Origin of the sequence: Paraburkholderia sp. SOS3 (assembly GCF_001922345.1) — a bacterium.
GTDB lineage: Bacteria > Pseudomonadota > Gammaproteobacteria > Burkholderiales > Burkholderiaceae > Paraburkholderia.
In genome coordinates this window covers 2172186-2192374 of sequence record NZ_CP018812.1, presented here as the reverse complement: position 1 = coordinate 2192374, position 20189 = coordinate 2172186, and the positions used below count along the sequence as shown (strand labels likewise).

General features: G+C 65.8%; 18 protein-coding genes. 8 read left to right on the top strand and 10 right to left on the bottom strand.

What is annotated here, in order from left to right; genetic code table 11:
* The first annotated feature begins 125 nt into the window (after positions 1 to 125).
* Positions 126 to 665 (top strand): vWA domain-containing protein, encoded by a 540-nt coding sequence (locus BTO02_RS29925; protein WP_075161519.1) that lies wholly within the window; start codon positions 126 to 128, stop codon positions 663 to 665.
* A gap of 107 nt (positions 666 to 772) precedes the next feature.
* Here the strand turns inward: BTO02_RS29925 and BTO02_RS29920 are convergent, their stop codons facing one another.
* The 5 genes from BTO02_RS29920 to cobG form a co-directional block, all read right to left on the bottom strand.
* Positions 773 to 1735: a flagellar brake protein gene (locus BTO02_RS29920; protein ID WP_075160650.1), complete on the bottom strand. Its 963-nt coding sequence runs from the start codon at positions 1733 to 1735 to the stop codon at positions 773 to 775.
* Positions 1736 to 1904: 169 nt separating this feature from the next.
* Positions 1905 to 3782 (bottom strand): precorrin-3B C(17)-methyltransferase, encoded by a 1878-nt coding sequence (gene cobJ, locus BTO02_RS29915; RefSeq protein ID WP_083615446.1) that lies wholly within the window; start codon positions 3780 to 3782, stop codon positions 1905 to 1907.
* Complete coding sequence (locus BTO02_RS29910; protein WP_075160649.1) at positions 3770 to 4534, bottom strand: precorrin-2 C(20)-methyltransferase; 765 nt, start codon at positions 4532 to 4534, stop codon at positions 3770 to 3772. Before BTO02_RS29910 ends, cobJ begins: the two co-directional genes overlap by 13 nt.
* The gene (locus BTO02_RS29905) at positions 4535 to 5161 is read right to left on the bottom strand and encodes a precorrin-8X methylmutase (RefSeq protein ID WP_075160648.1); all 627 of its coding nucleotides are present in this window, start codon (positions 5159 to 5161) and stop codon (positions 4535 to 4537) included.
* On the bottom strand, positions 5154 to 6686 hold the full coding sequence (gene cobG, locus BTO02_RS29900) for a precorrin-3B synthase (RefSeq protein ID WP_442953514.1): 1533 nt from the start codon (positions 6684 to 6686) through the stop codon (positions 5154 to 5156). Before cobG ends, BTO02_RS29905 begins: the two co-directional genes overlap by 8 nt.
* Before the next feature lie 274 nt (positions 6687 to 6960).
* Between cobG and BTO02_RS29895 the strand changes: the two genes are divergently transcribed.
* The 4 genes from BTO02_RS29895 (at position 6961) to cobM (ending at position 10352) form a co-directional block, all read left to right on the top strand.
* Positions 6961 to 7485, top strand: coding sequence for a hypothetical protein (locus BTO02_RS29895; protein WP_075160647.1), 525 nt, complete (start codon positions 6961 to 6963; stop codon positions 7483 to 7485).
* 114 nt (positions 7486 to 7599) lie between these two features.
* The gene (gene cbiE / locus BTO02_RS29890; RefSeq protein WP_083615444.1) at positions 7600 to 8865 is read left to right on the top strand and encodes a precorrin-6y C5,15-methyltransferase (decarboxylating) subunit CbiE; all 1266 of its coding nucleotides are present in this window, start codon (positions 7600 to 7602) and stop codon (positions 8863 to 8865) included.
* A gap of 33 nt (positions 8866 to 8898) precedes the next feature.
* A complete protein-coding gene (locus tag BTO02_RS29885) occupies positions 8899 to 9630 on the top strand; it encodes a cobalt-precorrin-6A reductase (protein ID WP_075160646.1) in 732 nt (243 codons plus the stop codon).
* Positions 9627 to 10352 (top strand): precorrin-4 C(11)-methyltransferase, encoded by a 726-nt coding sequence (cobM, locus tag BTO02_RS29880; protein ID WP_075160645.1) that lies wholly within the window; start codon positions 9627 to 9629, stop codon positions 10350 to 10352. The genes BTO02_RS29885 and cobM overlap by 4 nt, the downstream gene beginning before the upstream one ends.
* 56 nt (positions 10353 to 10408) lie before the next feature.
* Here cobM and BTO02_RS29875 read toward each other — a convergent pair whose 3' ends face one another.
* The 3 genes from BTO02_RS29875 to BTO02_RS29865 all read right to left on the bottom strand — a co-directional run bounded on the left by BTO02_RS29875 (position 10409) and on the right by BTO02_RS29865 (position 12777).
* The gene (locus tag BTO02_RS29875; RefSeq protein WP_156884025.1) at positions 10409 to 10747 is read right to left on the bottom strand and encodes a hypothetical protein; all 339 of its coding nucleotides are present in this window, start codon (positions 10745 to 10747) and stop codon (positions 10409 to 10411) included.
* A 342-nt stretch (positions 10748 to 11089) separates the two neighbouring features.
* Positions 11090 to 12568, bottom strand: coding sequence for a sodium:solute symporter family protein (locus BTO02_RS29870; RefSeq protein ID WP_075160643.1), 1479 nt, complete (start codon positions 12566 to 12568; stop codon positions 11090 to 11092).
* A complete protein-coding gene (locus BTO02_RS29865; protein ID WP_075160642.1) occupies positions 12565 to 12777 on the bottom strand; it encodes a DUF3311 domain-containing protein in 213 nt (70 codons plus the stop codon). Before BTO02_RS29865 ends, BTO02_RS29870 begins: the two co-directional genes overlap by 4 nt.
* A 363-nt stretch (positions 12778 to 13140) precedes the next feature.
* Here BTO02_RS29865 and BTO02_RS29860 point away from each other — a divergent pair, with 363 nt between their 5' ends.
* From BTO02_RS29860 to BTO02_RS34890, 3 genes are all read left to right on the top strand, one after another.
* On the top strand, positions 13141 to 13812 hold the full coding sequence (locus tag BTO02_RS29860) for a MarC family protein (protein ID WP_075160641.1): 672 nt from the start codon (positions 13141 to 13143) through the stop codon (positions 13810 to 13812).
* Between the two features lie 150 nt (positions 13813 to 13962).
* On the top strand, positions 13963 to 16323 hold the full coding sequence (locus BTO02_RS29855; protein WP_083615544.1) for a putative bifunctional diguanylate cyclase/phosphodiesterase: 2361 nt from the start codon (positions 13963 to 13965) through the stop codon (positions 16321 to 16323).
* A gap of 38 nt (positions 16324 to 16361) precedes the next feature.
* On the top strand, positions 16362 to 17276 hold the full coding sequence (locus tag BTO02_RS34890; RefSeq protein ID WP_198039284.1) for an NUDIX domain-containing protein: 915 nt from the start codon (positions 16362 to 16364) through the stop codon (positions 17274 to 17276).
* A gap of 7 nt (positions 17277 to 17283) precedes the next feature.
* Here BTO02_RS34890 and BTO02_RS29845 read toward each other — a convergent pair whose 3' ends face one another.
* Together BTO02_RS29845 and ppk2 are read right to left on the bottom strand one after the other, a co-directional pair.
* Positions 17284 to 19134, bottom strand: coding sequence for a SulP family inorganic anion transporter (locus BTO02_RS29845; protein WP_232243579.1), 1851 nt, complete (start codon positions 19132 to 19134; stop codon positions 17284 to 17286).
* Between the two features lie 28 nt (positions 19135 to 19162).
* A complete protein-coding gene (gene ppk2, locus BTO02_RS29840; RefSeq protein ID WP_083615443.1) occupies positions 19163 to 20086 on the bottom strand; it encodes a polyphosphate kinase 2 in 924 nt (307 codons plus the stop codon).
* Between the last annotated feature and the right edge of the window lie 103 nt (positions 20087 to 20189).

Here is a 20189-nt window from a genome sequence, read left to right as displayed (position 1 = left end):
GCGTGTCGCGCAGCGGTTTTCGATGGCCGGCAGGCGATTGGCGTCATGCGCAGCATGGCGCCCATGCGGCGCGCGGTCGATCGGGCGTGCGCATCGATTGGCCGCGCACGCTTGCGGCCAAGGGCATGCAACGCTTGCGTGCCGATCATCTGCGGTTTGTGCGCGAAGCGCCGGCGCGCGGCGTGCTGCACTGCTTCGTGCTCGACTGCTCGGGCTCGATGCTGGCGGGCGCGCGGTTCGCGCTCGCGAAGGGTCTGCTTGCCGCGCTGTTCGCGCGTGCGCGTGCCGATCGGCACGAGGCCGCGTTGATCTGCTTCGGCGGCGTGAGCGCCGATTTGCGCTTCGGACCGGCGATACCGCGCGGCTGGAGCGAGCGCTGGCTCGATCCGATCGGCGGCGGCGGCGGGACGCCGTTCGCGCCAGCCATCGAACGCGCGGCACGGTTGCTGGCCGGCGCAGCGAGGCGCAAGCCGGGTCAGCAGCGCTGGCTATGGGTGCTGTCGGACGGGCGCAGCGCCGGCATGCCGGTGCGCCCCGACGCCGCGCATCGCGTCGTTTTCGTCGACTTCGAAAGCGATGCCGTCCGGCTCGGCCGATGCGCGCAACTGGCGCGTGCGTGGGACGGCGAATATGTGACGCCTCGCCAGTTGATCGCAGCGGACTGACCAACGTGCGAGCACGCTAGCAGCGTATTGCAACCTGCATGGCCTGCAACCGGCCGGGGCTCAGTCGCTGACTTGCTCGCGCATGCGGCGCTTCGAGACGGGATCGATCAAGCCGGACGCGCCGCGTTCGACCAATGCGAAATATCGTCGATCCGATCGAACACGTACGACTTCAGCGCGAGCTGTTGCGCCGCGTCGAGGTTCTCGAACTCGAGCCCGTGCGTGGCGAGCGCGTCGGTGGCCGATGCCGGTTGCGCATTGCGCACGATCGCGGTGGTTTCGATCAGCGTGTCGCTGTCGTTCGATTGCAGCCGGAACGAGACGCGCAGGCGCTCGCCGACTTTGGCGACAAGCCACGGCGTGCCGAACGACATGCCGAGCGCGCTGATCGTCTGCATCACGCCGAGCCCTTCGTACGCGTCGCCTTGCGGATTCACGCCGAAGCGCACGGGCAGGCGTGCGCGCACGCGAATCGACTTGCGTTCGCGCAGCCGGCGGATCACACCGGGCTTCGATAGCACGACGTAGTCGAACGGCAGGCGGCAGACCGCATCGACCGTGCAGACGAAGCGGAACACCGCCTGGCTCGCGATGGCGACGATCTCGACGTTTTCGCCGATCGCGAGCGTGAGCGGGCGGCCGTCGACGTGCGGCGGCATCGCGAACACCGACTGGTTCGGCGCAAAGCCGATAATGCGGCTCGGGTACATCGGTCCGCTCGCGTTTTGCGGACGAATGCCGATCGGCGCGCCGATCGACAGATGCGTGTCTGTCAGCGATAACGGCGTGTCTTCGTCGTCGTCGCCGCGAGGGTCGAGCGCGCCGTTCGCGGCGTTGTGCGCATCGGCTTGCAGATCGCCGCGATGCGGCTTGAAGTGCGCGAACAGAAAGCGGCGCTCGTCCGGACCGATCACGACGGCGCCGCGATCGAACAGCAGCGAACCGTCGGCATCGACGACGGGCCATTCGAGCGGCACGCCGATCGGTACCGCGTCGGCGTTCAAAAGCGCGGCGGGCGCGGCGCACGCGTTGGCCGGGTTTGTCGTTGCAACCGCTTCGTCAGTTTGCATAGGCGCGTTGAAAACACGGGAAATAAGGGTTATCCGGTGTTATCGTCGGTCGCCAAAAAAATCTGGATAGGGAGAATCCCTGATTCATTGCGCATGCAACCACATTGCATATGCGCGGCGCTGGAAGATCGATGACGCGTGATGAGCGACGAGGCGCCGCGGCCATGCGTTACCGATACCAGCGCGGCGTATAGACCCATTCGCGCGGCGTGCCGCGAGCCGATGGCGGCCGTGTCGAAAAAGCGCGCGTGGTCGACGAACCGATGATCACCATCGTGCGCATATCGACGTCGGCCGAACTGAGTCTGCCGAGCGTCGTCGAGACGAGCGACGCGCCGGGGCGGGCGATGTCGCGTCCGAGCACGACGACCGTGTCCGGCGCACGCGACGCGCGCACGATGTCGAGCGCCTTGTCGAGCTGCCACGGGCGCGCGCGCGATACCGGGTTGTAGAACGCCATCACGAGATCGGCTTGCGCCGCGAGTGCGACGCGCGACTCGATGACGGCCCACGGCTTCAGGTTGTCCGACAGCGACAGCATGCAGAAGTCGTGGCCGAGCGGCGCGCCGGCTCGCGCGGCCGTCGCCATCGCGGCCGAGACGCCCGGGACGATCTGCAGCTCGACGTCGGCCCAATGCGGCGCGCCGGACGTGTCGAGCGCTTCGAGCACGGCCGAAGCCATCGCGAACACGCCGGGGTCGCCCGACGACACCATCACGACATGCCGTCCGCCGCTCGCGAGCTCGAACGCATGACGCGCGCGCTGCATCTCTTCGCGGTTGTCGGTCGGATGCACGCGCTGGTCGGCGCGAAACGGGCCGGCCATGTCGACATAAGTGGCGTAGCCGAGAATGTCGGTCGCGTCCCGCAGCGCGTCGCGCGCGGCCGGCGCCATGAGCTCGGCGCTGCCCGGGCCGAGGCCGATGACGGTCAGCCGGCCGCGTGCGCGGCCGATGGTGTCGGGATCGAGCGGTGTTTCGGCGACGGCCAGAGCGATGCCTGGACCGGCATCGACGATCTCGCATTGCGCGGGCAATGCGGCTTCGAGCCATGCGCGCGGTAGCGAACGGGTGTGGGCAGCGTCGGCAACATCGGCAAAACGCAGCGCCACGCCCAACGCATGAGCCGCGCGCTCAAGTGCCTCGTCGCCCGAACAGGAGCTCGGCACGACAACCGCGGCAAGCGCCAGCGGCGACAGCCCGCGGGCCGCGAGCGCATCGCGCACGCGCGCCACCGCGGTTTCGCCATCGCCATCGGCCAGCGCAACGACAACACTGCGCGGATGAATCAGCAGCTCGTCGGCGTTGCCGTCCCACGCAAGCGGCGTGACGCGAATCGCCCGTCGCGCCGTTTCGGAGCGAGGCAACGGCGCATCGTCGAGCCAGTGCGCACCGCCTTCGATGCGCGTACGTTCACCGGCCAGCAGATCGGACACGAAGCGCTTGCCTTGCTCGATGCTTGCAAGCGCATACCCTGGCGGCGGATTCAGCACACAGGTGCCGAAACGCAGTTCGCCGCTTGTCGTGATCGCGGGCGGCACATCGAGCGCCTGCGCGATCTCGCGCGCCATCGCGTTCACGCCTGCCAGTCCGCCGAGCAACGGCACGACCGCGCTGCCGTCTTCGGCGACCGCAAGCACCGGCGGCTCCGTGCCCTTGTTCGCGAGCAGCGGCGCAACACAACGGATCACGATGCCCGCCGCGCACAGCGCAATGATCGGCGTGCCGCTCGCATAGAGTTCGCGCAGATACGCACTGAGTTCTTCGTAGACGATGTCGACGCCTTCGGTGCCTGCTTCCAGGTCAGCTTCGATGCGGGTTTGGAGGTGCGCTTCTTGGTTCGCTTCATGGCCAGCTTCACGGCCAGCTTCATGGCCTGCTTCATGGCCTGCTTCATGGCCGGACCCGGCGCCACGTTCGGCGCGTGCATCGAAGCGGCTGCGCAATCCATGCACGCGCGCACCCGGATAACGGCGTTGTATGCGGCGCGCAGTCGCGAGCGCGCCGCTGCCGAGAATCACGATTGCCGGCGCCATCAGCCTTGCCATTTTTCCCCCGGCACAACGAGCAGCGAAAAATACGGCGACGCCATCGGGTCGACGTCGGCGAGCGGCACGATACGTTCGCTCGCCATCGTCGCGCGCTCGACGTACAGCGCACGCCTGGCGAGCCCGAGTTCGTCTAGCACGCGGCGCACCTTGTCGAAGTTGCGGCCGAGCTTCATGATGACCGCCGCGTCCGCATCGGACAGGCGCCGCTTCAATTCCGCTTCGGGCAGCACGCCCGAGAGCACCGACAGCGTCTGGTTGCGATAGACGAGCGGCGCGCCGAGCACCGCCGCGCCGCCGAGCATCGAGCACACGCCGGGCACGACTTCGGCTTCGAAACGCGGCGCGAGCCGGTCCGCAAGGCGATCGTGCAGATACATATACGAACCGTAGAAAAACGGATCGCCTTCGCAGATCACGGCGACGTCGCGGCCTGCATCGAGATGGCCCGCAATCACTTCGGCGGCCGTATCGTAGAAGTCGGCGATGATCGCTTCGTACGACAGCGGCGGCTCGAGCGCTTCGGTCGTCACCGGGTAGACGAGCGGCAAGCGGACCTGCGCATCGGTGAGATGCGCTTCGATAATGCCGAACGCGTTGCCCTTCTTGCCTTTCGCGACGAAGTACGCAACCACGGGCGCGGATTTCAGCAGACGCAGCGCCTTCAGCGTGATCAGTTCGGGGTCGCCCGGTCCGACGCCGAGACCGAGCAGGCGGCCGCGCACTGCAGCGGATGGTTCGCTTTTCTGCATTTATTCGACCTCCGACGCAAGCGCATTGACCGCGGCAGCCGCCATCGCACTGCCGCCGCGCCGGCCGTCGACGACGACATAAGGCACGCCGCGGCTATCGCCGGCCAGCATCGCCTTCGATTCGGCCGCACCGACGAAACCGACCGGGAAGCCGAGAATCAGCGCGGGGCGCGGCGCGCCGGCATCGAGCATCTCGAGCAGATAGAAGAGTGCGGTCGGCGCATTGCCGATTGCGACGACGCTGCCCGCGAGATGCGGCCGCCACAATTCGAGCGCAGCGGCCGAGCGCGTGTTGTTCATTTCGCGCGCAAGCGCCGGCACGCGCGGATCGCCAAGCGTGCAGATCACATCGTTGCCGGCCGGCAGACGCGCGCGCGTGACGCCTTCGGCGACCATCCGCGCATCGCACAGAATTGGCGCACCGGACTGCAACGCTTCGCGCCCCGCGCGGCCCGCGCCGTCGGAAAACCGCAGGCTGCCGGCCATGTCGACCATTCCGGACGCGTGAATCACGCGCACCGCGAGCTTTTCGAGGTCGGCGGGGATGCGCGACAGGTCGGCTTCCGCGCGTATCGTCGCGAACGACTGGCGATAGATCTCGTTGCCGTCGCGAATGTAGTCAGGCATCAGTGAAACTCCGGGGCAGCCGCTCGAGCAGTTCGGCGGCGTGTTCGATCGTTAGATGGTGAGCGATGCAGCGGCCGAAGCCGCTGCCGGAAACGGCTTGCGTCGCGTGGTGGTCGCCGTTGCCGTTGCTTCTGTCGCTATCGCTATCGCTATCGCTGCGGCTGTCGTTGCCGTTGCCGCGGTGCGCGAGGTCTCGCCGATAGAGGTCGTAGCGCTCGGGCGCGACCGCGAGCAGCGTGAACGGCACCGGATGCGCGGCGGCGCACGAGCGCGTGCAGCCGCTCAGATGGACGTCGACGTCGGCCGGCAACCGCGCGGCGAGCCGTCGCGCATCGGCTTTCGTATCGGCGTGGCCCTTTGCGCAGCCGGACGAGCCCGTGCATGCAACGAGCCGCGCGAACGGCAGCGAGCGGTCGCATGCGAAGCCTAGCGAGGTAAGCCGCAGCAGCGTGGACGGTGCCGCTTGCGTGCGGACACCGGGCAATAGCACGCTTTGCCATGGCGTGATGCGAAGCGTGCCGTTGCCCGCATCGCGCGCGAGCGAGGCAAGTTCGCGCAGGGTTGGCGCGTCGACGCGTCCGAGCGCCGGAGCGCCGCCGATGTACGACAGGCCCGGCTCGCTCTGCGCATGCGCACCGAAGCGCAGTGACGGCTGCGCGAGGGGACGGCGCCACGCAGCGATGGACGCATCGCGCGACAAGGATGCGCGAACCGCGGTGTACGCATCGATGCGCGCGAGCACCGCTGCAGCCGGTATGCGCGCGAGCAGATCGCGCATGCGCATTTCTTCGGGCGCGGCCAGATCGAGGAATGCGTGCACGAGCGCGCCGACGAGCGCGACGACATGCTCGCGCCGCACGGCGCCGAGCGCGGGCAGATCGTCCGGCGCGACCGGCGCACAGCCGGCGAGACCGAATGCGAAGCGCGGGCCGCCATTGTCGCGGGCTTGCAGCGCCGCCAGCCAGATATCGTGCGGATGCCCGAGCATCGCGAGTTGCTCGCCGCCGTCGAGCAGCAACGCGAACTTCGGCGATAGCGCCGCGAAGCGTGCTTCGCGTTGCAGCAAGTCGAGGATCTGCGCGGCAAGATCGGTCGTGTCGCACAGCGCGGCGCGGTCGAAGCCGGCAGCGGGGCTCAGCATCAGATTGCGCACGTCGTCGGCGGCGGGGTTGGCGAGCGGCGTATCGGTCGCTGCATTGACGGCATCGACGGCATCGGCTGCGTCCAGTGCCGCAGCGCGTGGCCCCAAACCCGCGGCAAGCAGGCGCTCGATCAACGCGTGCTCTTCGCCTGCGCGCACGCCGCGTATCTGCAGATTGGCTCGGTTCGTCAGTTCGATCACGCCCGAGGCATGCGTGTGAGCCGCATCGGCGATAGCAATGGCCTCGTCGTGCGAAAGCGCACCGCCCGGCAGCCTGATCCGGCAGATGCCCCCGTCGCGCGCGGCGACGATCCGCAGCAGGCCTGGACATGCCGAGGCGCGCAGCGTGCCGATAGCGGTTCGAGCAGCGGATGAAGCGTGGATCAAGTGAAATACCGGGTTAATGTCGCGCGGCTGACCCCGGCGACCGTTCGTATTATGCCCTGTTTGAAGCGCGCAATGCCCGCTGGACGGTCTGCGGCCCATGCCTCGCAAGCCGCCGGACGTGGTGTGCGAATACCGCCCGTCACGCGCGCGCATCGCGACAATGAGCCTGTCTTCACGAGGAAAGGAGCGTCGCCCGAGCGCTATTCGATCTGTTCTTCAGTATCAAATGTCCGTCATTCGCTGAACGCATTGAACCTTGAAGGAATCGAGCATGGCAATCCAGACCTTTAACATTGGCAGCAACCAGCAAGTCCAGTTCTATAACTACAACTACAACGACGGCGGCGCTTCGGATCAGCGGCCCGGCGGTGCTTCAGTCCAATCCCGCACGCCGTCCGGCGCCGGCGACAAGGGCGACGAGTCCGACACGCGGATCCTCAAAAATCCGTCGGTGTCGCTGGCTTCGCTGGGCGGGTATCGCAATCTGTCCGGAAAAATCGATGCGCTGACCAACAGCGTGAATGCGGTGAACGGCAACGTGAACGGCGTGTCGAACAAGCTCGACGACGTACAGAGCGGCGTGACGAACATCTCGGGCAGGTTCGCCAATGTCGACAGAAATATTGGTCAGATCAACAAGAATGTCGATACGCTAAGGTCGCAGTCGTCTCAAACCCAGAAAGACCTCACCGACATCGAGACGTCGCTCGGCAAGATCGGCCCGAAAGTCGACCAGATCCAGGCCACGGTCGACGACTTCGACAAAAACTGCAAGGCCTGCGGCAGCAACCCCTAGACCTGAACGCCGCACATAACGACGCATGCGTGCGGGCCATGCCGCGCACGTGACGGGGGTCGGCTGACGGCGCGGTATCATTACCGTTCTACAGCCGACCCCCGCTTCGTTTCGATGTCGACGCACGCATTGCAGCAACCCGAACCGGAATCAGATCCTCGCGATGCGGTCAGCCGCGCGCAGCCCTGGCTTACTGTCATCGGCATCGGCGAAGACGGCTTCGCCGGACTCGGACGCGCCGCGCGCCGCGCGCTGTTCGACGCGTCGGTCGTCTATGGCGGCGAGCGTCATCTGGCCATGTTGCCCGCGCGCCTCCACGCGCGCCGCGAGCGCTGGCCAAGTCCGTTCGATATTGCGCCGCTGCTTGGCGCACGCGGTGCGGCCGTCTGCGTGCTGGCAAGCGGCGATCCGATGTGGTTCGGTATCGGCGCCACGCTCGCGCGTCACGTCGGCGCACACGAGATGCGTGTGCTGCCCGCGCCTTCCTCCGTTTCGTATGTCGCGGCGCGCCTTGGCTGGCCGCTGCAGGACATCGCCACCGTGTCCGTCGTCGGCCGGCCGCTTGCCGCCGTCGGTGCGCATCTGCACGACGGCGCGCGGCTCATCGTGTTGAGCAGCGACGGCACAACGCCTGCCGCGATCGCCACGCACATCGCCGCGCAAGGCTTCGGCGAAACCAGAATGACCGTTTTCGAGCACGTCGGCGGTCCGCTCGAACGGCGTATCGATGGGCTCGCGCATGCGTGGCAAGCCGCGCCATGCGCGGCGCTGAACCTGATCGCACTCGAGTGCCGCGCCGGCGGCAACGCGCCGCGCCTCGCATTGACACCGGGCCTGGCCGACGATGCGTTTAGCCACGACGGTCAGCTCACCAAACGCGACGTGCGCGCGCTGACGCTCGCGCGGCTCGCGCCGGCGCCGCGCGAACTGCTATGGGATGTCGGCGCCGGTTGCGGTTCGATCGGCATCGAATGGATGCGCGCGCATCCATCGTGTCGCGCGATCGCGGTCGAAGCGCATAGCGAACGCCAGCGTTTCATCGAGCGCAATCGCGATGCGCTCGGCGTGCCGGCGTTACAGATCGTGGCAGGCGAGGCGCCCGCTGCGCTCGCGGGGCTGGCCGTACCCGACGCGGTGTTTATCGGCGGCGGCGTCACGGTGCCCGGCGTGTTCGATGCATGCTGGAGCGCATTGAAACGCGGCGGCAGGCTTGTTGCCAATGCGGTGACGCTCGAAGGCGAGGCCGCGCTTGCCGCATATCGCAAGCGTCATGGCGGCACGCTCTCGCGTATCGCGCTGGCCGAAGCGCAGCCGTTGGGCGGTTTCGAAACGTGGCGCCCCGCATTGCCGATCACGCTGTACGCAGCGATCAAACCGTAACGGTGTGACAGCGTGATTCGCCACGACACGACGATGACGCGCATTCTGCTGCTAGGCGGAACGGGCGACGCGCTGCAGATCGCACGCGCGTTGCGCGCATCGGATTTATACAGCCTTGCCGGAATCGGCAAAATGCCTGAGGGTTTGGCCTGCACCGTACGCGTTGGCGGTTTCGGCGGCGCGCAGGGCTTGCAGGCGTATCTCGCGGATGAACGTATCGGTTTGCTGATCGACGCGACGCATCCGTTCGCCGCGCGCATCAGCAGCAACGCATCCATCGCATGCCGCGCGGCGCGCGTCCCGTACTGGGCGCTGCGGCGCGCACCGTGGCAGCCGCAAGCGGGCGACGACTGGCGGTTCGTCGACGACTGGCCGCAGATCGTCGAAGCGCTCGCGCCATACCGGCGCCCGCTGTTCACGCTTGGTCGCGAGCCGCTCGCGCATCTCGATGAGATTCCCGCGCATCAATACTGGGTCGTGCGCTGTCTCGAAGCGCATGCCGGCAATACGCGCGCGTCGGTGATCGGCGCGCGCGGGCCGTTTACGGTCGACGGCGAACGCGCGTTGTTCGCGATGCTGGGCGTCGACGTCGTCGTCAGCAAGAACAGCGGCGGCAGCGCGACCGCGGCGAAGCTCGAGGTCGCGCGCGAACGGGGCTTGCCGGTCGTGATGACGCGGCGCCCCGAACTGCCGGCGGCCGATCGCGAATTCGACAGCGCGTCCGCGCTGCTGCGCGCGCTAACCGAATGGAGTGCAGATTCATGACGGTGTTTTTTATCGGCGCGGGACCGGGCGATCCCGAACTGATCACGGTGAAAGGGCAGCGCCTCGTGCGCACGTGCCCGGTCATTCTTTATGCCGGCTCGCTCGTGCCGGACGCGGTGCTTGCCGGCAACGCGGCCGAGGTCGTGGTCAATACGGCGGAGCTCGACCTCGATGCGATCGTCGCGCTGCTTGCCGACGCGCATGCGAAGGGCCAGCACGTCGCGCGCGTGCATTCGGGCGATCCATCGCTGTACGGCGCGATCGGCGAACAGATCCGGCGTCTGCGCGAACTTGGCATTCCGTACGAAATCGTGCCCGGCGTGACCGCGACGGCGGCCTGTGCGGCGACGCTCGGCTGCGAACTGACGCTTCCCGACGTTTCGCAGACGCTGATTCTGACGCGTTATGCGCGTAAGACGTCGATGCCGGCGGGCGAACAGCTGGGAGACCTTGCGCGCCACCGGGCGACCATGGCGATTCACCTCGGCGTGCGGCATCTCGCGCGCATCGCCGAAGAGCTGATCCCGCACTATGGCGACGATTGCCCCGTGGCAGTCGTGTATCGGGCCAGCTGGCCCGACGAGGAGAAAGTAGTCGGTACGCTCGCCGATATCGCCGGCAAAGTGCAGGCAACCGATATCGAACGGACCGCATTGATTCTGGTCGGCCACGTGCTGTCCGCCGAGCGCTTTGCGAACTCGACGCTCTACGCCAGGGATTAGGCAGCGCGCCTGCCTCGAAGCGGCGGCGTAGAACCCGCACGGGCAATACGGGCGTATTACGAACCGTAGGTCATTTTCTGGGCCTGGCCGTTCTCGCCGTAGATGGTGGTCGACTGCGAAACGCCGTGGTCGTTGTAGGACTGGGCAAATCCAACGTGTCCGTCCTGCGACGTATTCAGGTTGAGACGTTTCGTGCCATGTTCGTCATAGACCTGATACTGGCCGGCCTGGCCGCCCACGCCATTCGGATGAAAATCGTACACGGACTGCCCGTTTGCATATTGATTGGGCAGCTGTTGCGGCAGGGCCGGCCGCGCGCCCTGCGGGGCGGGCGTGAAAATCGGCGACACGTCGGCAAACGTAGCCGGGGGAGGAAGTGTTGCGGGTACGCTCATCACAATTCCTTTTACGCAACTCGGTTGCGCTAGAAAATAATAAGGGTTGTTTAAGATAAATCTGCAGCTCTCTAAATCTCTCTAGCTTTCCTCCATGTTTATCGCGATCGGATGAACACATTCTTATTGGTTGATCGCGGCAACAGGTGATGCACGCGTATGCGTGCTGATTGGCTTTGAGAATCCGCTTTGCGCGCAGGGAAAAAGGAGCGTGGTCGCAACGGGGCGAGCACGCTGGACGAGAAGGAAGTGTCGGAGCGTCGAAGTGGATAGCGCAACGCGCTGCCCTCCGCTCGCACGAGTAGCCGGAGTAACGAAGCGCGGCGCGACGGCCGCGCGGCGCTAGCGCATGCGCGCGCCCGATTGCTCCGCGTGCAGATGCGGCTGCGTCACCGCGCTGACGATCGCGAGCACGATCACATTGAGCGTCAGCGCGACGAAGCCGATATTGACGTCCTTCAGCGTATCGGGCAGGAACGGCAACAACTGGCCCACGCTCAGGTGCATCAGTGTCGTGACCGTGACGACGAGCACACCGACGGCGATCCCGCAAAACGCGCCTTGCTTCGTGACGCGATTGCGTGCCGCGAGGCTGCACACGAGCGCCGGGAACAGCTGTGTGACGAAGTTGTAACCCATCAGCAGCAGCGCGACGATCGTCTCGCCGCCGTGCAGCGTGAACAGCACCGCGACGAGCGCCACCAACGGAACCATCAGGCGCGCAAGCTTTGCAACGGCCGCATCGGGCGCCTGCCGCGCGAGCGCGCCGCGATAGATGTCGTTGGCGAGCAGCGTCGACGCCGTGGTCAGAATCATCGAGCCGGGCACGAGCGCGGTCAGCACGCCAGCCGCACCGATCACGCCGACGAACCACGGATCGAAGCTCTGGATCGACAGCCGCAGCAACGACAGGTCGATGTCGCCGCCCTTGAGGCCTGGCACCTTCAGCGAGGCCGCGAAGCCGACGAAGAACACGAACAGCAGGATCAGCTGATAGATCGGCAACACCATCGCGTTGCGCCGGAAGATGCGTTCGCTTTTCGCGGTGAATACCGAACCGAACGTGTGCGGCCACATGAAAAAGCCAAGCGCCGTGAGCAGCACGGTCGACTGGAACCATGTAACGCTCGAGCCTTTTTCGGGGAAGGTCAGAAAGCCCGGCCGCGCGGCGTCGATCGCATGGAACATCTCGCCGATGCCGCCGTAGTGGCGAATCGGCAGATAGATGCCGAGGAACAGCACGACCGCGAGAATCAGCAGATCCTTCATCACCGAGTTCCAGGCGGAGCCGCGCACGCCCGATGCGATCACATAGATCGTCACGACCACGGCGCCGATCCAGATTGCCGCCGAGGGCGACACGCCGCCATACGATGCGGTCGAAACGATGATGCCGAGTCCTTTCAGCTGCAACACCAGGTACGGAATCAGGGCGGCGACGTCGACCACGGCAACCAGCACGCCGAGCGCCTGGCTATCGTATTTGCGCGCGAAGAAGTGCGGCTGCGACACGAGCCGATGGGTTTTTGCGAAGCGCCAGACGGGCGGCAGCAGCCAGTACGACAGCACATACGCGAGCGTTGCATAAGCCAGGATGTAATAGACGGGCGCGCCTTTGCCGTAGGCGAAGCCGCTGCCGCCGAGGAACGTGAACGTCGTATAGATTTCGCCCGCCATCAGCAGGAACACGAACGCCGTGCCGAAGCTGCGTCCGCCGACGGTCCACTGCTCGAGGCTCATGTCGTGGCCGTGCCGTGCACGTACGCCGAGATACAGCGCGAACAGCGTCACGGCGGCGATGATGACCAGTGCGCTGCTCATCGGCGATCCTCCGCTTGCGTGGCGGGTTCACGGTTGGCCGGATCGAGCCGGTAGACGATCGCCATGATCGCGGCGCTCAATATGACCCACATCACGATCCAGGCGAGCACGAGCGGCATGCCGAGCACGAGCGGCTCGACGCGGTTGACGAACGGCACGCCGAGCAGAATGCCGATGAATGGCAGCGCGGCAAGCAGACGAAAGGACATGGGCATCTCCTCGAACGATGGTCGCACGGGCGGTCGACACGGTCCTGCGGGTCCTGCGGGTCCTGCGGGTCCTGCGGTCGTGAGCGTCTTCGGCAGGCGGTCCTGAGCGTCCGACTGTAAGACGCCTGCGCCGTCCGCGCCAAGCGATCAAAAATATGAATGCGATTCGAAAGCTATGCAGACTGGCTCAAGTCGCGCATACCGGATGCCTGAACCGTGACGACATGGGTAAGCGGTACACTGTGCGGCGGCGCACCCGCATCGGCGCAGCAGAATCGATTGCAAGGCAGGCACTGATAAGTCCGGCGGTTACAAGACCGGCTCACCCCACGCACCCCACGCCCATCGATCGGACCGACAACAATGACAAGCAGCCTCGTCTCCGACATCCTGTTCGGCTTTACCGCATTGATCAGCATCATCAATCCGTTTGCGATCGCCTTCGTGTTTCTCGACCGCACCGAGTCGCTGACCGTCGAGGAACGCGCGACGCTCGCGAAACGCGTGTCGATCAACGCATTCTTCGTGCTGATCGTCGTGTTCTTCGTCGGCACGCCGGTGCTGCATTTCTTCGGCATCTCGATCGAGGCGCTGCGCATCGGCGGCGGCCTCGCGGTCGCGGTCAGCGCGTGGAATATGCTCAACGCACCCGAGACGCGCGCCGAAGCGGCGGCCGGCAAGCCCGTCGATCCCGACAATGCGATGTCCAAAGCCTTCTTTCCGTTGACGATGCCGCTCACCACGGGCCCCGGCACGATCGCAACGGCTATTGCGCTCAATGCAAACCGCACGCACAAGCTCAGCGAATTCGTGCTGTCGTCGATCGCGTCGATCGTGATCTCGATACTCGTCGTGCTGGTCGTCTATTTCACGTACAGTCGTTCTGCGTATATCGCGCACTTTCTCGGCAAGGAGGGCACGAAGGTCGCGTTGCGCGTATCGGCGTTCCTGTTGCTTTGCATCGGCGTCCAGATCATGTTGACCGGATTTTCCGAATTTCTTGCGCCGCTGGCGGCAAACCGGCCCGCTTCATGATGTCGCTCATGGCGTCGATGTCGTGAAAATCCAGTTCGCATAAACAGCACAAGATAAACGTGCAATCCGCATGAATAGGCGTGGCATTAGCGTAAACCCGGGTATTCGAATCGCACCCGTGTGCCGTTGTCGTGTTGTGGAGCCGCAATGATGAACCGCCAGGATAGCGCAGACAGGATGACCGATAGCGAACTTCACGGCGAAGCCGGCCGTGAGGCCGGCCCTTTGCATGGCAGCGGCGGCTATCGGCCGGCCGTCGCCGCACAGGTGCTCGAATCGGAGCGTGCCGTATTGCGCCTGCTCTCGCGCAGCGCGCCGCTGCCTGAACTGCTGGCGGAAGTGTGCTGCCGCGCCGAGGCCTTGCTCGGCGAAGGCGCCGCATGCTCGGTGCTCGTGCTCGACACGGATGGCAAACATGCGCACGTCGGCGCCGCGCCATCGCTGCCGCCCGCGTATTGCGAAGCGCTTGCCGCGTTCGAGATCGGTCCGCACGCCGGCTCGTGCGGCACCGCGATGTTCGAGCGCCGCCTCGTGGTGGCCGAAGATATCGAAACCGATCCGCTGTGGGCCGAATACAAGCACCTCGCATTGCCGCACGGCCTGCACGCATGCTGGTCGATCCCGTTCGAAGATGCATCGGGTTGCGTGCTCGGCGCATTCGCCGTGTATTACCGCACGCCGCGCCGGCCGACCGACGTCGAGGAAACGATCCTGCGCGATATCGGACGCAGTGTCGGTCTTGCAATTCATCATGACCGCATCCGTCAGCGCCTCGCGCAAAGCGAGGAGCATCACCGGCTCGTGGTCGACCACCTGAATGAAGGCATCCTCGTGCAGTCGAAGTGCGGCGAAGTGCTCGCGTGCAATCCGAGTGCGATGCGCATGCTGCGCACGACACCGGACGTGATCGGCGCCAACATTCTTTCCGTGATGCTGCATGCGCGGCGCGAAGACGGTTCGGTGATCGAAACGCCGGACCGGCCGACCCTGAAGGTGTTCGCGACAGGCATGCCCGTGCTTGGCGTCACGATGTCGGTCGAACTCGCGATCGGCGAGACTGTCTGGATCACGGCGAACTTCGTGCCGATCATCAAACCGGGCGCGCCGGAGCCGAGCGCGGTACTGATTTCGTTCAGCGACATCGGCCCGGTGCGCGCCGCGCAGCGCCAGCTCAAATATCTGGCGACGCGCGATCCGCTCACGGGTCTCTACAACCGCGCGTATCTGTCGGACCGCATGCGCGATCTGCTCGAACAGCCGGGCCGCGACGGCGCGGCGCCGCGCGTCGCCGTGCTGTTCGTCGACCTCGACGGCTTCAAGAAGGTCAACGATTCCGCCGGCCACGAAGCCGGCGACGCGCTGCTGTGCAGCGTCGCACGGCGGCTTGCGGCCTGCGTGCATAAGGGCGACACGCTCGCGCGCGTCGGCGGCGACGAGTTCGTGATCGTCGTGAGCGGTTATGAAAGCGCCGCGCATCTGACCGCGCTCGCGCGCGAGGTGCTCGAGACGGTCGCGATGCCGTTCGCGGTGGCCGACAACGAATACTACCTGGGGGCATCGATCGGCATCAGCGTGTGTCCCGAAGACGGCCGCGATGCGGCGACGCTGATGCGCAATGCCGATTCGGCGATGTACCAGGCCAAGCAGCGCGGCCGCAACGGCTTCGAATTCTTCACGAAGGAGCTGAGCCGGCAATTGCAGCGCCGCTTCGCGATCGAGCAGTCGTTGCGGCGCGCGCTCGCCGCCGACGAGTTGCGGCTCGTGTACCAGCCGATCGTCGATGGCGCGAGCGGCCGCACGGTCGGCGCCGAAGCGCTGATGCGCTGGCATAACGAAGAGCTGGGCGATGTGTCGCCGATCGAGTTCATTCCAGTGGCCGAAGACACCGGCCTCATCGTAACGCTCGGCAAGTGGCTGCTCGAGCGCGCCTGTGCGCAGGCGGCCGAATGGCGCAAGACGCTCGCGCCGGACCTGATGATCGCAGTGAACCTGTCGCCGCGGCAGTTCAACGACGGCCTCGTGCAGGAGGTCGCGCAGTGTCTTGCCGCCGCCGGGCTCGACCCGACCGCGCTCGAACTCGAGATTACCGAGGGGCTGCTGATGAGCGAGCGCGCGCCAGTGATGCCGATGCTGACCTCGCTGTCGAGAATGGGCGTGCGTATTTCGGTCGACGACTTCGGGACCGGTTATTCGTCGCTGTCGTATCTGAAGCGCTTTCCGCTGCATAACCTGAAGGTCGACCGCTCGTTTGTCGCGGGGCTGCCCGATCATCGCGACGCGGTCGCGATCACGCATGCGGTGGTCGCGATGGCGCATTCGCTCGGTATGAATGTGACGGCCGAAGGCGTCGAGACGTCGGCGCAGTCCGCGTACTTGCGTTCGATCGGTTGCGACCGGCAGCAGGGCTATCTGTTCGGGCGGCCAGTCGCGCCCGGTGAATACACGCAGTTGCTCGCGGAAGTCGCCACGACGGGCGCCGGCACAAGGTCTGCCTCGCCCCGGCTGTCGTAACATCTGTACCGTTCGACTTACACTGAAGCGGGATACGGATGCCGTTCAAATCGCTCGAAGCCGCCGCGATCGAAGCATCGCTTGGCGGCCACACCCGTCAGTACCTGGCCGGCGCGCTCAAACAGCCGCAGCCGCTCGCGCACGTTCACGACACCGATATCGAAGTCGGCATCTCCGACTACGTAAAAAGCGGCTTCGAGGCCGCGCATCGCCACGCGCGCGCGAAGGAGTACCACTACGTGCTGCGCGGCATGACGGAGTACCAGGATCTCGATACGGGCGACGTGCATCGCTTTCGCACTGGCGACTTCTACGTGATCTATGCGGGCACGGCTTACGTGCAGCGTATCAAGCGCGACACGCGCATTCTCTTTATCAAATACCCCGCGGGCAACGACAAGCAGATCGTGCCGATGACGGAAGCCGTCGATGCATGGGCGCGCGAAACGTTGCGCGTGACGCGTATCGATCTGCAGGCACGCGAAGATGGCGATGGCGCTGCGACCGCGGTGCCCCGCGCGAATTCGCTGAAGCCCGCCGTCGCGGTGGCGGTATTCGACGCGGCGCAGCGCCTGCTGCTCGTCAAGCGCCGCGATAGCGGCTACTGGGCCATGCCCGGCGGCACGATGGAACTGACCGATTCGCTCGAAGGCTGCGCGCGCCGCGAGGTGCGCGAGGAAACCGGTATTGAAATCGCGATTGCAGGCATGATCGGCACCTATACCGATCCGGCGGCGATCATCGCGTATTCGGATGGGGAAGTGCGCCGTGAATTCTCCATTCTTCTCGCTGCTACCGCGACCAGCGAACACCTTGCGCACGACGACGAATCGACCGATGTTCAATGGGTCGAGCTCGCAGCGCTGGCCCGCTTTCCGATGGTCGACGCCCAGACAAGACGCGTGCAGGACGTGCTCGCGTGGCGGTCGAAGCGCGTCGTGTTTATTCGATGAGCCAGGACTACCGCGTCGCGGGGCTCGCTAGCCGGGCGGTTTCGCCGGGCACGGTAGTCCGGTAACGCTCGACGGCCTGCTCGAGATTGTGGAACATCCGCTCGCGGCCAAGCGCCTCGCCGATCGGCGAACGCTGCACGAGCATCAGCACTTCCGGATTCAGCGCCGCGAGCCAGAGCGTGACGCCGCGCGAACGCAGCCGCTGCTCGGCGTCGGCGAACATCTTGAGCGCCGTGTACTCGATGTCGAATACGCCGCTCATATCGACGATGACCGTATGCGGCGCGGCCGCTGCGATCAGCTTCAGCATTTTCTCGCCGATGTGCTGCACATTGGCGAAGTAGATACGCCCTTCCGGCATTAGCAGCAGGAGGCCCGGCCACGTTTCGTCGTCGGGATGCAGATGCGACACGGGGCGGAATACGTTCGTGTTGCGCTTGCGCGCAAGCACGTAGACGGGCGGGTCCGACAGCTGGTGCGCGAGCGCCGCGAGCGACACGACGATCGCGACGAGTATGCCCTGCAACGTGCCGACAATCACGACGCCGGCAAGCGCGACGACGGCCCAGACGAACTCCATGCGCCGCACGCGCGCAATCGCGCGAAATTCGATCGGATCGAACAGGCCGATCGAATAGACGATCACGACGGCGGCCAGCACGGCCTGCGGGATCAAGCCGATCAGCGGGGACAGCAGCAGCATGGCCGCGAGCGCAACGGCGGCGGTCACGAGCGAGGCGGCCTGACTGCGCGCGCCGGCGCGGCGGTTGACGGCGGTTTGCGTCGTGCCGCCGCCGCCCGGCATCGCGCCGAACAGCGCGCCGGCCAGGTTCGCGAGGCCGGTGGCGAACAGTTCGCGGTTCGCGCGCGGCGCGGGTTCGCCGTGATGCGCGAACGCGCGGCCCGCCGCCGTCGTTTCGGTGAAGCTCATCAGTGCCATGCCAAGCGCGATCGGCCATAGCGTATGTGCGAGCGCGAAGACCGGCAGCGTCGGCGCCGGCAACCCGCCAGGCACCGCGCCGACCGTTTCGATGCCGTGCGCGTGCAGGTCCAGCAGCCTCGACGCGACGGTCGCGCATGCGACCACGACCAGCGGCGCAGGCAGGCGTGGCACGAAGCGCCGCAACACGATCAGCGCGACCAGCGCGAGTGCCGCGACGACGGCCGTCGTGACCGACGTGCGCGGCAGGCCTTCGACAATCCTCAGCACGTTCTCGAAGAACTCGCCCTTCTCGAAGTGAATACCGAGCAGCTTCGGCAACTGGTCGATAAGGATCACGACCGCGATGCCGGCCTTGAAGCCAACCAGCACGGGCTCCGAGATGAAGTTCGCCACGAAGCCGAGCCGCAGCAGCGACGCGGCCATCAGGATCAGGCCGACCAGCACGCCGAGCGTTGCCGCGGCGGCGAGCAGTTGCGCATGACTGCCGCCGGGCGCGACATGGGCGAGGGCCGATGTGGTGAGAATCGATAGCGTGGTCGTCGTGCTGACGCTCAGCACGCGCGAAGTGCCCGTCAGCGCGTAGACGAGCATCGGGATGAACGCGGTATAGAGACCCGCTTCGACCGGCAAGCCCGCAAGCGTCGCGTAAGCGAGCGCATTCGGAATCACGACGGCCGCAGTGGTCAGGCCGGCGATCAGATCGCCCTTGATCCAGTGCGGGCGATAGTTGAGCAGCCACTCGGGCAGCGGGAGCCTGCTTCGTGGCTGGTGCTGTCTAAGCCGGCCCGCTGGGGCGCTGGAGGACGGCGAAGCCGACGGTGCGTCGGAAGGCGGATCGGAAGGCGGCATGGCGGAAAACGCGAAATGCGGCAAGCGCCGCACAAAACCGCCGCGCACTGCGCGCGCGGCGTCCATGCCGGAACATGCAGCGTGCGGCGCTCGCTCAGAACTTTTCCGGCACGTACTTGAACGGATAGTCCGGCTCGCGATAGTCGCCGCGCTTCTGCCGTTTCGGCAGCGTGATTTTCGCACGCGGCATCGCCTTGTATGGAATGCTGCCGAGCAGATGCGTGATGAGGTTCAGGCGCGCGCGTTTCTTGTCGTTCGATACGACCACATGCCACGGTGCAATGCCGGTGTCGGTTTCGACGAACATTTCGTCGCGGGCGCGCGAGTAGTCGTACCAGCGCGTGTACGAGCGCAAATCCATCGGCGAGAGCTTCCAGACTTTGCGTGGGTCGTGGATGCGCGATTCGAGCCGGCGCGTCTGCTCTTCTTCGCTGACTTCGAGCCAGTACTTGAGCAGGATCACACCGGAACCGATGATCGCGCGCTCGACGAGCGGCACGCCTTTGAGGAATTGCCGTGCCTGCTCGTCGCTGCAAAAGCCCATCACGCGTTCGACGCCTGCGCGGTTGTACCAGCTGCGGTCGAACAGCACGATTTCGCCGGCAGCGGGCAAATGCGGCAAATAGCGCTGCACGTACATCTGCGATTTCTCGCGTTCGGTCGGCGCGGGCAGTGCAATGACACGAAAGATGCGCGGGCTCACCCGTTCGGTGATGGCCTTGATCGTGCCGCCTTTACCGGCGCCGTCGCGTCCTTCGAACACGATGCAGATTTTCGCGCCCGTTTGCACGACCCATTCCTGCAGCTTGACGAGTTCCGCGTGCAGACGGGCGAGCTCTTTTTCGTATGCCTTGTTCGACAGCTTGCCGGATGTGGCGGCGCCGTTCGCGCCGTTGACGCGGTCCGCCTTCGCGCTGTTTTTGACCGCCTCGGCGACGATCGCCTGGTGAGCTTCTCTGGCGCTGTGCTTACCGTTGTTCCTGGCGATGTCTTTGGTGGCCTTTCGGGTGTGAGCCATGATGGACTCCTCGAACAGTCATACGGATGCGGACCTGTGCGACGACAGTTCCATATCGAGTATGGTCGCGCGCCGGCGCCGCCGCAACAGGACTTTGGTCCAA

Bases quoted from the DNA above. Each gene is read 5' to 3' on its own strand.
- BTO02_RS29910 (WP_075160649.1), bottom strand. From the start codon at position 4,534: ATGCAGAAAAGCGAACCATCCGCTGCAGTGCGCGGCCGCCTGCTCGGT.
- BTO02_RS29870 (WP_075160643.1), bottom strand. From the start codon at position 12,568: ATGAGCAGCGCACTGGTCATCATCGCCGCCGTGACGCTGTTCGCGCTG.
- BTO02_RS29865 (WP_075160642.1), bottom strand. From the start codon at position 12,777: ATGTCCTTTCGTCTGCTTGCCGCGCTGCCATTCATCGGCATTCTGCTC.
- BTO02_RS29885 (WP_075160646.1), top strand. From the start codon at position 8,899: ATGACGCGCATTCTGCTGCTAGGCGGAACGGGCGACGCGCTGCAGATC.
- BTO02_RS29860 (WP_075160641.1), top strand. From the start codon at position 13,141: ATGACAAGCAGCCTCGTCTCCGACATCCTGTTCGGCTTTACCGCATTG.
- cbiE (WP_083615444.1), top strand. From the start codon at position 7,600: ATGTCGACGCACGCATTGCAGCAACCCGAACCGGAATCAGATCCTCGC.
- BTO02_RS29875 (WP_156884025.1), bottom strand. From the start codon at position 10,747: ATGAGCGTACCCGCAACACTTCCTCCCCCGGCTACGTTTGCCGACGTG.
- BTO02_RS29920 (WP_075160650.1), bottom strand. From the start codon at position 1,735: ATGCAAACTGACGAAGCGGTTGCAACGACAAACCCGGCCAACGCGTGC.
- BTO02_RS29845 (WP_232243579.1), bottom strand. From the start codon at position 19,134: ATGGACGCCGCGCGCGCAGTGCGCGGCGGTTTTGTGCGGCGCTTGCCG.
- BTO02_RS34890 (WP_198039284.1), top strand. From the start codon at position 16,362: ATGCCGTTCAAATCGCTCGAAGCCGCCGCGATCGAAGCATCGCTTGGC.
- cobJ (WP_083615446.1), bottom strand. From the start codon at position 3,782: ATGGCAAGGCTGATGGCGCCGGCAATCGTGATTCTCGGCAGCGGCGCG.
- BTO02_RS29905 (WP_075160648.1), bottom strand. From the start codon at position 5,161: ATGCCTGACTACATTCGCGACGGCAACGAGATCTATCGCCAGTCGTTC.
- ppk2 (WP_083615443.1), bottom strand. From the start codon at position 20,086: ATGGCTCACACCCGAAAGGCCACCAAAGACATCGCCAGGAACAACGGT.
- cobM (WP_075160645.1), top strand. From the start codon at position 9,627: ATGACGGTGTTTTTTATCGGCGCGGGACCGGGCGATCCCGAACTGATC.
- BTO02_RS29895 (WP_075160647.1), top strand. From the start codon at position 6,961: ATGGCAATCCAGACCTTTAACATTGGCAGCAACCAGCAAGTCCAGTTC.
- BTO02_RS29925 (WP_075161519.1), top strand. From the start codon at position 126: ATGCAACGCTTGCGTGCCGATCATCTGCGGTTTGTGCGCGAAGCGCCG.
- BTO02_RS29855 (WP_083615544.1), top strand. From the start codon at position 13,963: ATGAACCGCCAGGATAGCGCAGACAGGATGACCGATAGCGAACTTCAC.